Below are 12,926 nucleotides of genomic sequence, written 5' to 3' on the forward strand. Positions count from 1 at the left end.
CGTTACAGTTCGGGGACAGCGAGGTGGAACTCCTGGTTTCGCGCCTCCACCAGGCAGAGGTGGTAGCCGCCCTTGCGCGAGAGGTTGACGAAGCTCTTCCGCTTGTCACGGCTGAACAGGCCGCTCGAGGTGGCCTCCTCGGCGGTTTCGAGGGCTGCGGGTTCGAAGAAACTCTCCGTGACGAGGAACGCGCCAGCGAGCGAGTCGCTCGACTCACCGACCCGCGAGGCGCGCTTGACCAGGTCCGTCATCATCGCGTCGGTCGCGGGGTCCCGGGAGTTGTTGATGTTCGCGAGGAGGAGCGGGTTGCCCATGCGGTCGCGCACGACGATGTCGAAGCGTTCCTGTGAGCGGTGTTCCTCGCCGTCCTCGGTGTAGTTGACGCTCACCTGGCCGTTGAGCTCCGCGCGGTCGATCTTCGGGAGCGCGTTGTAGAGGTCGGCCATCCCGTCGGCGTGGCCGGTGTCGCGCACCTCGTACAGCAGGCTCCCGATGATCCAGTCGACGAACCGGTACTGGATCGTCCCGGTCAGGAAGTCGTCGAAGGGCTCGTTGCCGACCGCGGCGTCGTCGGCGTCGAACTGCGTGTGGTACTCCAGACGCATGTTCTCCGCGACGGCCGACCGGTCGGCGTTGCCCGAGTGAGCGGTCTCCAGGGTCGCGTCGCCCTTGGAGTTGTACCGGACGAACAGGTTGGTGTTGTCGATGGCCTCGCTCGCACTGACCTGGGTTCCGGCCCCAGCGGCGCCGTCCTCGGCGAAGTCCTCCAGACGCTCGGTGAGGCGCTCTATCTCGGCGCGCGCCTCCTCGAGTTCGGACTGGAGGCGGTCGCGTTCGGTCTCCAGATCGGCGAATTTCGTCTCGAGTTCGTCCCGCTCGGCCTCGACGCGCTCGAGGTCCGTCCGGAGGTCGTCTACCTCCTGTTCGCGCGCCTCGAGTTCGCTCGCGAGTTCACCCGCGTCGTCACCGTCCGCTGCGGGGTGGCCGGACTGGTCCTGGTCTGGGCCGGTGGACCGGGACTCCGCAGGCGCAGAGCCCTTCTGACCGTTCTCCGGTGTGGCCGCCGCCTCGTTCGGTTCACGTCGAGCGTTCGGTTCTGCTCTGTTCGCCGACCCGTTCACCGACTGGTCGGCGGTTCGCGACGAGGGCTCCTCGCGCTGGTGGGGTCGCTGTCCGCCCTGGGGCCGCTGCGTCTGGGCAGACTGCGCACTGCCACCGTTTCGGCCCACGGACGGGTCCGACGGCGTGGATCTACTCGCCGCGCTGGTCAGGGATGGGTCGAGTGACGGTATCGACCGGACCTCCAGGTCGCTCGCCGACCCGCTCGCGGGTGAGCCGCCGAGTCGTTGTCCGTCGTTCGGCGTCCCTGGAGCCGGGTCGGTCGTCTGTGACCGTCCACCTGGCGCCGGATCGGTCTGTCCCGAGTCGCTGCCGGGCCCGGGGGACTGCTGGCCCGACGACTGGCCCGTCGACGACGCGGACGTGGCGCCCGGATGGGGCTCGTCGGTCGTACCGGGTTCGCTTCGGGCAGCGGTGTCGTTTCGCTCGGGCGTCGGGTCGTCCGTCTCTGCCGTCGAGTCGTCCGACTCCGCCGTCGGGTCGCGCGTCTCGGCTGTCGACTCGTTCGTTCCCGCGTCCCGGCCGGTCTCGTCCGGTTTCGCCGACCGGGCCGGGACCTCGTCGTCGACGGACGCGGGCTCGTCTGCGGAACCGGTCGCCGTGGCGTCTGCCGGTTCGTCCGGTTCGGCCTCGGCGATCGGCTCCGTCGATTCAGCGGGGGACGTCCCGCGGTCCACTGGCTCGTCATCGATGGTGCTTGTGTCGTTGGTGCCCTCGACGTCCCGGGACGCGGTATCCGTCTCGGTGCCTGTGGCCACGGAGGCATCTTCCTCGTCCGTCGAGGGAACTGCCGCAGGGTCCGGATCGAGCTCTGTTGGGTCGTCGCCGGTCGGATCCTGTGCGGGCTCGTCGATGCCCGCGTCGGTAGACGCGTCAGCGCCGGGATCCGGGTCGACCGATGCCGAGTCGTCCGCGTCGGTCGCGGGCTCCGGAACGTCGATGGGCTCGATGTCTACCGGTCGGACCTCGTAGATGCCAACCTCGTCGTCGGCCTGTTCGAACGCCTCGTCGTCTGTGATCAGACGTTCGCTGGCGCCCACGTAGGCGACGCTCATCGAGCGTCCCTGGTGGTACACCTGGTAGTAGTCGCCCGAGAGGACGTTCTCCGACAGCTCGACGAACCCGGTGAAGGAACCGTCCGACAGGGTCCGGTCGACGTCGGCGATCGGCGTGTCTTCGGTGTAGTACTTGGCGCGGACCTCGTCGGAGCGCTCCTGCATCACGGCGAGCAGTGGCAACGCGGGGTGGGGCGCCTCGCGGGCGTTCCCACTCGCCTCCTCGAAATCGTCTATTGACCCCTCGAGGATGCCGACGACTGTCCCCCTAATCATGAACAGTCGCGTGTGTCCGGCCGTCACGACGCCGGAGAACTCCGCTGAAGCGAGGTCGCGCAGGCCACTGTATCCACCACCGAACGGAACAGTCTCCCAGTCGTCGACCCGTTCGACCGTGCGCGGACTCATGATCAATGCAAAGCCCCAACCGGGACAAATAGTTTGCGCCGTCTCCGTGGGTTGTCACGCCAATACGTCCCGTTCTCGGGACGTGTAATGTCGTTCGCGGAACAACTCGACGGGCCAGGACGCCTGAACCCGGAACGACTGGCATCGAACTGGCAGCTCACTGGTGTAATTGTGTGTCGACGATGCTCGATACGACCGGTGTCCGTCGACGGACCTGCTTCGATGCACCTTTTGGTTCCGGCGCGCAAGCCCATCCATGAACGAGCAATCGGGGTTGAGCGATCAGTACAAGCGGGCGAGTCCGTGGCCGCTGTTCGTCGCGCTCGGGCTTGCACTCTCCGAGATTGGGGTGTTCGTGGGCGTGTTTCCCGTCGCCGTCTTCGGCCTGTTGCTGTTCGGGGGGAGCGTCGCCGGCATCCTGACGGAGTCGGGATACACGGAGCGACCGTGGTCGGCGCTGGTCGCGCTGGGCGCCATCCTCGCCGTGGCAGGCGTCGTCCTGATCGGCTGGCAGGTGCCGGTCGACCAGCTAACGCTCGAGAACTTCGGTCGGAACGGGATCCTCTCCCGGAGCCTCTCCCTCGTCGCGGCGGGCCTGACGATGGCCGTCGCCGGCGCCGTGGCCGCCGCGGTCGAGCAGACGAAGCACTGACGGCCACACGCGTGCGTGCCTGGCGAGTTGCCACCTCCCGTCGTCGACGGAAATCAATACTCTATTAGTCCGGGTCGATGAACTACTGTCCATGTCACTATTGGGATTCGAACGGGAGACGCTGCTCGACCTGACGGTCAACGTGATTCCGATGGCGATCATCGTCTTCTTCATCGTCGGTTTCGGCGTCGTCCCCGCGTTCGGCGTCGATCCGGTGCTGACGACGGTGCAGTACTCGCTGCTCCTGGTGCCGCTCGCGGCCCTCGCGGTGCTGACGTACTACGCGGGCAAAGTGGTCGAGCGCGACGAAGGAAACCACCAGGAAGCGGCCGACGCCGCGTCGGAGTAGATCGCCGACCCGTCGGTACACTCCCGTTTTTTACACCGCCCTTTCGAGAGGAGGAGCCCCGCGTATCCGCCGAAATCGACAGACACGCGCGGGAACGACCGGCCGCGGATCGACCCTTTCATAATGCATCAAACCTCAGTTTGAGCCATGGCAGGAGAGCAGCTGGCGCTGACGGTTTTCATGGCAGTGCTCCTCGTCGCCATCGTCGCCGTCCTCACTCGTCTGGAGGACTGGCGGTCCTACACTCCCCTGGCGGGCGGGGGCGGCGTAGGCTACGGCGACGAGGCCACGCACGGGCACGAGGAGAAGCCAGGCGGACTGGTCCGCTGGCTCACGACGGTCGACCACAAGGACATCGGGATCCTGTACGGGACTTTCGCTATCATCTCGTTCGCGGTCGGCGGGATCATGGCCTTCCTCATCCGGGTCCAGCTCGTGGTTCCCTCCGGGGCGATCGTGGAGAACGCGTTCTACAACTCCATCATGACGAGCCACGGGATCACGATGCTGTTCCTCTTCGGGACGCCCATCATCGCGGCGTTCGCGAACTACTTCATCCCGCTGCTCATCGGGGCGGACGACATGGCGTTCCCGCGGATCAACGCCATCGCGTTCTGGCTGTTGCCCCCGGCGGCGTTGCTCATCTGGGCGGGCTTCTTCGTCCCGACGATCGACCCGGCCCAGACGGCCTGGACGATGTACACGCCGCTCTCTATCGAACAGTCGATGTTCGGCATCGACCTGATGTTGCTCGGGCTCCACCTCTCGGGCGTCTCGGCGACCATGGGTGCGATCAACTTCATCGCGACCATCTTCACCGAGCGCGGTGAGGACGTCAACTGGGCGACGCTGGACATCTTCAGCTGGACCATGCTCACGCAGTCCGGCCTCATCCTCTTCGCGTTCCCGCTGCTCGGGAGCGCACTCATCATGTTGCTGCTCGACCGGAACCTCGGCACGACGTTCTTCACCGTCGGCGGCGGCGGCCCGGTCCTCTGGCAACACCTGTTCTGGTTCTTCGGCCACCCCGAGGTGTACATCCTGGTGCTCCCGCCGATGGGGATCATCAGCTACGTGCTGCCGAAGTTCTCGGCGCGCAAGCTGTTCGGGTTCAAGTTCGTCGTCTACTCGACGCTGGCCATCGGCGTCCTGAGCTTCGGCGTCTGGGCCCACCACATGTTCACGACTGGCATCGACCCGCGCCTCCGCGCGTCGTTCATGGCAGTCTCCCTGGCTATCGCGATACCGAGCGCCGTCAAGACGTTCAACTGGATCACGACGATGTGGAACGGCCGGCTCCGCATGACCGCGCCGATGCTGTTCTGCATCGGGTTCATCTCGAACTTCATCATCGGTGGCGTCACCGGCGTCTTCCTCGCGTCGATTCCGATCGATCTGGTGCTCCACGATACCTACTACGTCGTCGGCCACTTCCACTACATCGTGATGGGCGCCATCGGCTTCGCCGCGTTCGCCGGCCTCTACTACTGGTTCCCCATCTTCACCGGGCGGATGTACCAGCGCACGCTCGCGAAGTGGCACTTCTGGCTCTCGATGGTCGGGACCAACCTGACCTTCTTCGCGATGCTCGTGCTGGGGTACCTCGGTATGCCCCGGCGCTACGCGAGCTACGAGTTCGACGGCGCCATCGCGCCGCTCGCCCAGGTGACCACCTGGCACCAGATCGCCTCGCTCGGCGCGTTGCTCCTGCTCGCTGGGAGCGTCATCCTCGTCTGGAACCTCGTCCAGTCGTGGCTCGAAGGACCGGTCGTCGAGACCGGTGACCCGTGGAACCTCGAGGAAGACAACATGAAGGGCCGGGACTTCGCCTGGTTCGAACGCAAGCTGAAGCGAGAGCGAGCGATCACGGACGGGGGCGAGGAATCGTCGGAAGACGATTCCGAGCCTCGGTAGAGCGAAGCTCTACCGTAGGTCGAAAATCACGGAGTGATTTTCGAAGAGGAATCCTCAGACTCGTCAGCGGACTCCGAGCAACAGTAGACCGGAGGTCTACTGGCAGTGAGAACTCGTTCGAACGTCGAGAGAGCGGAGCTCTCTCGGAAGTTGGAACTCGCGCGAGCGAGTTCCAATGAGGAATCGTCGGAAGACGATTCCGAGCCTCGATAGACCGCAAGGTCTACCGGAGTCACGTTTTCTGCGAAGCCTTCAGTCACCGAATCCGGGGACTGGCCCGAGAACCCCGGCGACCACGTCGCCTGCTGTTCAGTCGGGTTCGTCGACGACAGTCCAGCGGGCCGACGAGAACGGCTCCTCGAGTGGCGGCTACAGACCGCCGGCGATGAGCACGATACCGGTGATGAACATCATCGCGGCGATGCCGGCCAGCACGAGAAACAGCAGGTCCTTCTCTGTCATGGCTCGCCCTTCGACGTCGAGTGAAAAAGGCTAATCGTCTCGCGGTCGAAGCTCGGTTCGTGAGTAACTCGAACCGAACGCGGCCCGGGGACCGCGTCGTCGGACAGCTGTACGTGATCATCGTCGCTATCGCCGGCGTGATGGGGTTCGTGCTCGGGACGATCAGCCCGGCGGACCTGGAGCCCGAACTGTTCGGCGTCGTCGCGCTGCCGCCCACGCCGCTGGGCGTCGCGCTGTACGGAATCGTGACCGTCGGCGTCGGCCTCGGCGTGCTACTGGCGCTCGTCGTCTACGTCTCCGACCGGTACGCGGACGCGTAACGCGGTTCGCTACCAGGTTCTCCGTCGCTGACGCCGCGAGCAGCGGTGCGTCCGGAAGAGGGCTCCGGCGCTGGACCCTGCCTGGCTGGAAAAGGTGGTCGCCGTCGACCGTTACCGCGGAAGCTGGTCGTAGTAGGCGACGTAGAACGCGTGCGAGACGGCGTACACTATCGTTCCGAGAACGACCGTCATCGCCAGATAGATCCCCAGTTCGGTGGTCGAAAGCGCGTGGAGCGCCGTCTGGCCAGCGGTTTCCAGACTCGTGGGATCGTCCGCCGAGAGGGCGAACATGTACACGGTCGGGATGTAGCTGACGAGACTGATCAGGAACGCCAGCAGGTCGAAGCCGACGACGGAGAGGAAGTTCCCTTTGACGATGCTGCCGCTGCGCTTGAACGAGTCGACCAGTCCCAGGTCGTCGACGACGACGGCGGCGGGGAAGAACTGGAGGACGAACCACGGCAGGAGGACGACCAGCATCGAGGCGAGGACGCCGACGACGAGGACGGCGACGGCGGCGGAAGTCACGTCGGCCATACTCCCGAAGCCGAGGACGAAGATGGAGAGGATGAGGCCGACGATACCGACGACGAAGTAGAGGAAGAAGGAGACGATACCAAGGACGACGGTGCCGCCGAAGATGGACAGGTAGTTCGACGTCCCGGCGGAGAAGAATTGGCCGACGGTAGCGCTGCCGTGGAGGCCCTCCTTGATGGTTCCGACGATGCCGCCGATGTAGAACGGGACGACGAACAGGAGCACGGCGTAGCTGGCGAAGACCAGCAGCGGATCGATCAACTGGAGCGCGGCCAGCCCCGCGCCCGCGAGCGAGTACGCCAGGACGAAGGCCCAGATGACGGGGTTTCGTTTGAGCGTGCCGATACCGGTCGAGAGGGAACCAATCACACCCATAGGGTGGCAACCTTGCCCACAGGTGATAAGGTTATTGAGACGAACTCGAAATGAAGGGAGACTACGAGACGCCGGCGGTTTCCCGGTACGTGCCGTAGTAGTCCTCGAAGACGGCCATCACCTCGCCCATCGTGGTCCCGACTTTCACCGCCTCGATGATCGCCGGAACGACGTTCTCGCCGTTCTCGGTCGCTCGACGGACCTCGGACAGCGCCGCGTCGACGGCGTCGTCGTCCCGCGACGCCTTCACGTCGGCGAGTCGCTCGCGCTGGCGCTCCTGGACCGTCTCGTCGACCTCGAGAATCTCCGGCTCCGTCTCTTCCTCGACGGTGTAGGCGTTGACGCCGACGACGGTCTCGTCGCCGTCCTCGACGCGCTCCTGGTAGTCGTAGGCGGCGTCCTGGATCTCGCGCTGGAAGTAGCCCTGCTCGATGCCGGCGAGGACGCCGTCGCGCATCGCTCCATCGCCGAGATCCTCTTTGACGTGGTCGATGTAGGCCATCGTCTTCTCTTCTATCTCGTCGGTGAGTGCCTCGACGGCGTAGGAGCCGCCGAGCGGGTCGACGATGTCGGCGGCGCCGGACTCCTCGGCGATGATCTGCTGGGTCCGGAGCGCGACGCGGACCGACTCCTCGCTGGGTAGCGCGAGGGCCTCGTCGAAGCTGTTGGTGTGAAGGCTCTGCGTGCCGCCCATGACGCCGGCCAGCGCCTGGATGGTCACCCTGACGACGTTGTTGAGGGGCTGCTGGGCAGTGAGTGACTGGCCGGCGGTCTGCGTGTGGAACTTGAGCTTCTTGCTGTCGGGGTGGGCGGCGCCGTACCACTCGTCCATCGCGCGAGCGTAGATGCGACGGGCCGCGCGAAATTTCGCCACTTCCTCGAAGATGGAGTTGTGGGCGTTGAAGAAGAAGGATAGCTGGGGGGCGAAGTCGTCGACGTCCAGGCCGCGATGGAGGCAGTCCTCGACGTAGGCGAACCCGTCGGCGAGCGTGAACGCCAGTTCCTGGACCGCCGTCGACCCGGCCTCGCGGATGTGGTAGCCCGAGACCGAGACCGGCTTGAACTTCGGCGTCTCTTCGCTGGCGAACTCGACGACGTCGGTGACGAGTTTCAGCGAGGGCTCTGGAGGGACGACCCACTCCTTCTGCGCGATGAACTCCTTGAACATGTCGTTCTGGAGGGTGCACCGCAACTCCTCGCGCGGGACGCCTCGCTCGTCCGCCAGCGCGACGTACATCGCGTAGACCACGGGCGCGCTCGGGTTGATGGTGAAACTCGTCGAGACGTCGGCCAGGTCGATGCCGTCGAAGAGAACTTCGATATCGCGGAGTGTGTCGACGGCGACGCCCTCGCGACCGACCTCGCCCTCGGCCATCGGGTCGTCGGAGTCGATACCCATCAGCGTCGGCATGTCGAACGCCGTCGAGAGGCCGGTCTGCCCCTCCTCGACGAGGTAGTGGAAGCGCTCGTTGGTCTCCGTGGCCGTGCCGAAGCCCGCGAACTGGCGCATCGTCCACGGCCGGCCGCGGTACATCGTCGGGTAGACGCCTCGGGTGTAGGGCTCCTCGCCGGGGAACCCCAAATCCTCGCCGTAGTCGAGGTCGGCGACGTCCAGCGGCGTGTACAGGCGGTCGACCGCCAGGTTCGACACCGTGGCGAACCGCTCCCGCCGCTCGCCGTAGTTCTCCAGGACCGGCCCGAGGGTGTCGTCCGTCCAGTCCTCGTGGGCCTCCCTGATAGCAGCGAGGTCCTCCTCGTCGAACATACCCTGCTAGTTGGTAGCTAACGACAATAAGGCTCCCGGGGACCGACGTCTCCTTACTCCGGGTCTTCTTGCAGTCGCTTGGTCGTCTCGACGAGCGGGTGTGCTCCGTAGTCGACCACCTCGATGTCCGCGATGGAGGAGAGATCGGACTTCTCGGCGGTGCGGGCCATCCCCAGGTCGACCGGCTGGTCGAGGACGATGACGTACGCGTCCATCGTGTCGACGCCGATCCGTTCGGCGGCTTTCACCCGGTGGTGGCCGTCGGCCAGGAGGAGCGTCGGCTGTTGCTCGTCACCGGCGCTCCCTCCGAAGTCCTCCACGGTAGACTGTGAGGGCGAGCGACCGCCGCCGTTGTCGATGACGACGAGCGGTTCGGCGAGACCGCGCCGGAGTTCGTAGATCCGTCCCTCCAGTTCGTCCGCGTAGACGGTGTCCTGGGTCGGTGTCAGCGCCGCGAGGTCGACCTGGCGGCGCTCCTCGCGAGCGGTGACGTCGTGGATGCTCTCCAGCGTCCGGGTGAGCTTGTCCACCTTGCTCGGGGTGGCGCGTTCGATCTGTGAGCGGATGACGTCGGCGTTGGAGATGATGCCGACGAGGTGGCCGGCGTCGTCGACGACGGGCAGCTTCTGGATGCCTGAACGGAGGATGACGCGTGCGGCGTCCTGGACGGCCATCTCCGGGTGGGCGACCAGGATGTCGTCGCTCATCACCCGGAACATCGGCTCGTGGTCGTCGGCGAGCAACAGGTCCCTGGAGCTGACGAATCCCTCGACTCGGCGGCCGTCGGTGACGGGAAACCCGCTGTGGTCGTCGCTCTCGTCGATGCGACGGGCGACGTCGGCGACCGTGTCGTCGAGCGACACTGTCGACACCTCGCTGGTCATGTACTCCCGGACGCGGGGCTTGCCCTCCTCGGCCATTGGTGGGATCAGACGCCGGTGGAGGAAAAAGACCCCGTTCGGCGGCGGGGCGGTTCCCCGGCGCTCACTCCTCGGTGACCTCTTCGAGGAACTCCCGGTCGATCTCGAACGTCTCGAGGCCGTACACGGACGTCAGCAGGCGGTCGGAGTTGCCCTGGAGCGTCTCCAGGAAGCGGTCGTCGACGACGGCGCGGACGACCTCGTGGAGCGACTCGTCGCGGTCCTCGATGGTGTCGAGGACGCCCAGCGTGATCTGCGCGCCGGCCATGTCGGCGTGCCCGCCGGCGCTCCCGATCTGGCCGAATGCGTCCCGGAGCGTCTCGCCCAGATCGATGTCCGTCCCGCGGGCGCGTGCCGAGACGTAGATGGTGCCGTCCTGGACGCCGTAGACGAGCGTCGCGTTGACGTCTTCCAGCGTGAGGAGCCTGTCGGCGGCCTGGGCGAGCGCGTCCCGGTCAGAGAGTTCGCCGACGCAACTCAGCAGGACCGAGCCTTCCTCCCGGCGGTTCTGTATCGCGCGGCCGACGGTCTGGAGCGTCTCGGCGGTGATGCTGGGTTGTTCGATGCGCTGGAGCGCCTCCATGTCGGCGTGTGGGAGGAGAAACGCGGCGGCCTCGAAGTCGTCCGGCGAGACCTCCCGGCGAAACTCCTTCGTGTCGACGCGGATGCCGAACAGGAGCCCGGTCGCCACGGTCTGGTCGACGTCACCGCCGAGGCGGCGGACGTAGTCGACCAGCAACGTGCTCGTCGCGCCGACGTCGCTCCGCAGGTCGACGAACCGCGCCTCGATGGGCGCCCGGGGCGGGTGGTGGTCGATGACGACGTCGATCTCCGTCTCGTGGGGGAGCTGGTCGTTGACGCCAGGACGGGAGTGGTCGACCAGGGCGAAGCCGTCGTACTCCGAGAGGTCCGATTCGTCGTCGAGATTGTGGAGGTCGAACTCCAGCAGGTTCACGAACGCCCGGTTCTCCTGGTGGGATATCTCGCCGTAGTAGCAGACGTCGGTCTCACAGCCCACCGCCTCGGCGATGCGGGCGAGCGTGATGGCGCTGGCGATGGCGTCGGGGTCCGGGTTGTCGTGGGTCACGACCGCCAGTCGGCCGTCGACGTCGCGCAACACCCGCTGGAGCTGGCGCACCTGCAGCCCGCCGTCACCGATGGAGTGGCACAGCTCCTCGGCGACGACGTTGCCGGGATCGACGACCTGGTCCGCGACGGTCGCGAGCGCCCCACTGATCTCCGGCGTCGGGTTCCGTCCGGCGTACGCCAGGACCATCGACTCCGGGAACACCGTGGCGACCGCCCTGGCGGCCTGCAGGTTGGTCTCGCCGTCCTCGGCGGTAATCAGCACCGAGTCGGGGTCGGCGCCGAGGTCGCGCAGCGTCGCCTGGTCGCTCGGGTCGCCCGGAACGACTCGAATCCCGCCCGACCGGAGCGTGTCCACCCGGTGCTCGTCGTCCGTCACGACGAGCAGGTCCCCGCGCTGGTCTTCGAGAGCGGAGAGCAGCCTCCTGCCGAGGGGACCGGTCCCCAGCACCAGGCGAGAAGTCATGGAGAGTGTTCGGCCTTCGAGCGTCTAAAAGGCACGCATCGACGTACGGTGGACATCGGGCGAGACGGACCCGGTGATCACTTCAGTCGTTCCTGGAGGAAGGAGGGATGGGCCGCCGTGACTCCTTCGACGCCGAGGATCGACTCCTCGATGACGTCACCGACGGCGCCGCCGTCGGCCGCGCGGACCTCTGCCATCAGCATGTGGTCGCCGCTAGAGGTGTACAGCGACTCAACCTCCTCGAGGTCGGCGAGTTCGCGGGTGGACTCTACGTAACAGTCGCTCGCGACGTCGATGCCGACGAGCGCGATCGTCTGGCTCGCGAGCTTCTTCGGGTCGACGTCGGCGGAGTAGCCGACGATGACCCCCTCCTCTTCGAGTTTCTGGATGTACTTTCGAACCGTGGGTTTCGAGACGTCGGCCCGGTTCGCTATCTCCGCGTACGAGGCCTGCGCGTCCTCCTCGAGAACAGACAGAATGCGACGCTCCGTAGACTCCGCGCTCATAGCCAGTTCTTTTTCCCGCGTATGAAAATATGTTCCGGATTCGCAAACGACGGTTATTTGTGGTGTTCGAGGAGTTCGTCGGCCGCGCGCTCCCACTGGTAATCCTCGTCGAAGTACCGTTCGGCCAGCGGCTCTTCCGGCGCCTCGCCGAGGGCCTGCTTCTCCTCGCCGTAGGACGGCCGCTCGTCCTCGACGTAGTAACGTCCGGTCAGCACCTCGCCCTCGTAGAGCTTGGACTCGGTCTCGAACATCATCTCCGCCGCTTCCTCGCGGTTCGAGACGTCGAAGTCGTAGTCGTCGGACTGCTGGACGTCGGTGTAGGGGACGTACTGCTTCGCGTCCTTGTTCCAGGTGGGACACTGGGTCAGGAAGTCGATGTGCGCGAAGCCGTCGTGCTCGATGGCCTCGGCGATGATCTCCTTGGCCTGGTTCGGGTTGACCGCGGCCGTCCGGGCGACGTACGTCGCGCCGGAGGTCAGGGACAGCGACAGCGGCCGGATCGGCGACTTGGCGCTGCCCGAGGGCTGGGTCTTGGACTTGTGGCCCTTCGGCGACGTCGGGGACGTCTGGCCCTTCGTCAGCCCGAAGATCTCGTTGTTGAAGACGATGGAGACCATGTCGTGGTTCTCCCGGGCCGTGTGCATGAAGTGGTTGCCGCCGATGCCGTAGTTGTCACCGTCGCCGCCTGCCGCGATGACGGTCAACTCGGGGTTGGCCAGCTTCGCTGCGCGTGCGACCGGGAGCTCACGGCCGTGGATGGTGTGGAAGCCGTAGCTGTTGAAGTAGCTGTTGAGCTTCCCCGAGCAGCCGATGCCGGTGAACAGCGCCACCTCGTCGGGGTTCTTCCCGACCTCGGGCATGGCCTGTTTCAGCGCCTTCAGGACGCCGAAGTCGCCACACCCTGGACACCACGTCGCCTGCGGTTCGATGCCGGGCGTGAACTCGTCTCGTTCGGTCTCTCGTTCGTTGCCGATTGCTGAGAATGCACTCAT

General features: G+C 65.9%; 11 protein-coding genes. 4 read left to right on the forward strand and 7 right to left on the reverse strand.

Going from position 1 to position 12,926, the window contains the following annotated elements; all coding sequences use genetic code 11:
* Window positions 1-2: 2 nt before the first annotated feature.
* A complete protein-coding gene (locus tag AC5FRV_RS13275; protein ID WP_493561564.1) occupies window positions 3-2,582 on the reverse strand; it encodes a DUF7527 domain-containing protein in 2,580 nt (859 codons plus the stop codon).
* Between the two features lie 256 nt (window positions 2,583-2,838).
* Here AC5FRV_RS13275 and AC5FRV_RS13280 point away from each other — a divergent pair, with 256 nt between their 5' ends.
* The 4 genes from AC5FRV_RS13280 to AC5FRV_RS13295 all read left to right on the forward strand — a co-directional run bounded on the left by AC5FRV_RS13280 (window position 2,839) and on the right by AC5FRV_RS13295 (window position 6,279).
* The gene (locus tag AC5FRV_RS13280) at window positions 2,839-3,234 is read left to right on the forward strand and encodes a DUF7541 family protein (protein WP_493561565.1); all 396 of its coding nucleotides are present in this window, start codon (window positions 2,839-2,841) and stop codon (window positions 3,232-3,234) included.
* Between the two features lie 91 nt (window positions 3,235-3,325).
* Window positions 3,326-3,583 carry a DUF6684 family protein gene (locus tag AC5FRV_RS13285; protein WP_493561566.1) on the forward strand — a complete coding sequence of 86 codons (258 nt, stop codon included), beginning with the start codon at window positions 3,326-3,328 and terminating at the stop codon, window positions 3,581-3,583.
* A 147-nt stretch (window positions 3,584-3,730) separates the two neighbouring features.
* Window positions 3,731-5,497 carry a cbb3-type cytochrome c oxidase subunit I gene (locus AC5FRV_RS13290; RefSeq protein ID WP_493561567.1) on the forward strand — a complete coding sequence of 589 codons (1,767 nt, stop codon included), beginning with the start codon at window positions 3,731-3,733 and terminating at the stop codon, window positions 5,495-5,497.
* Window positions 5,498-6,018: 521 nt separating this feature from the next.
* Window positions 6,019-6,279, forward strand: a complete 261-nt coding sequence (locus AC5FRV_RS13295; protein ID WP_493561568.1) for a DUF7520 family protein — start codon at window positions 6,019-6,021, stop codon at window positions 6,277-6,279.
* A 111-nt stretch (window positions 6,280-6,390) separates the two neighbouring features.
* Here the strand turns inward: AC5FRV_RS13295 and AC5FRV_RS13300 are convergent, their stop codons facing one another.
* The 6 genes from AC5FRV_RS13300 to AC5FRV_RS13325 all read right to left on the reverse strand — a co-directional run bounded on the left by AC5FRV_RS13300 (window position 6,391) and on the right by AC5FRV_RS13325 (window position 12,926).
* A complete protein-coding gene (locus AC5FRV_RS13300; RefSeq protein WP_493561569.1) occupies window positions 6,391-7,191 on the reverse strand; it encodes a DUF7847 domain-containing protein in 801 nt (266 codons plus the stop codon).
* A gap of 61 nt (window positions 7,192-7,252) precedes the next feature.
* A complete protein-coding gene (locus AC5FRV_RS13305) occupies window positions 7,253-8,956 on the reverse strand; it encodes an acyl-CoA mutase large subunit family protein (RefSeq protein ID WP_493561570.1) in 1,704 nt (567 codons plus the stop codon).
* A 53-nt stretch (window positions 8,957-9,009) separates the two neighbouring features.
* Window positions 9,010-9,876, reverse strand: a complete 867-nt coding sequence (locus tag AC5FRV_RS13310) for a CBS pair associated ParBc domain-containing protein (RefSeq protein WP_493561571.1) — start codon at window positions 9,874-9,876, stop codon at window positions 9,010-9,012.
* A 64-nt stretch (window positions 9,877-9,940) separates the two neighbouring features.
* The gene (locus AC5FRV_RS13315) at window positions 9,941-11,428 is read right to left on the reverse strand and encodes a DHH family phosphoesterase (RefSeq protein WP_493561572.1); all 1,488 of its coding nucleotides are present in this window, start codon (window positions 11,426-11,428) and stop codon (window positions 9,941-9,943) included.
* A gap of 77 nt (window positions 11,429-11,505) precedes the next feature.
* Complete coding sequence (gene lrpA1, locus AC5FRV_RS13320) at window positions 11,506-11,934, reverse strand: HTH-type transcriptional regulator LrpA1 (protein WP_493561573.1); 429 nt, start codon at window positions 11,932-11,934, stop codon at window positions 11,506-11,508.
* Window positions 11,935-11,987: 53 nt separating this feature from the next.
* Window positions 11,988-12,926, reverse strand: coding sequence for a 2-oxoacid:ferredoxin oxidoreductase subunit beta (locus tag AC5FRV_RS13325; protein WP_493561574.1), 939 nt, complete (start codon window positions 12,924-12,926; stop codon window positions 11,988-11,990).

It is taken from the genome of Halomicrobium sp. HArcel3, assembly GCF_058933135.1.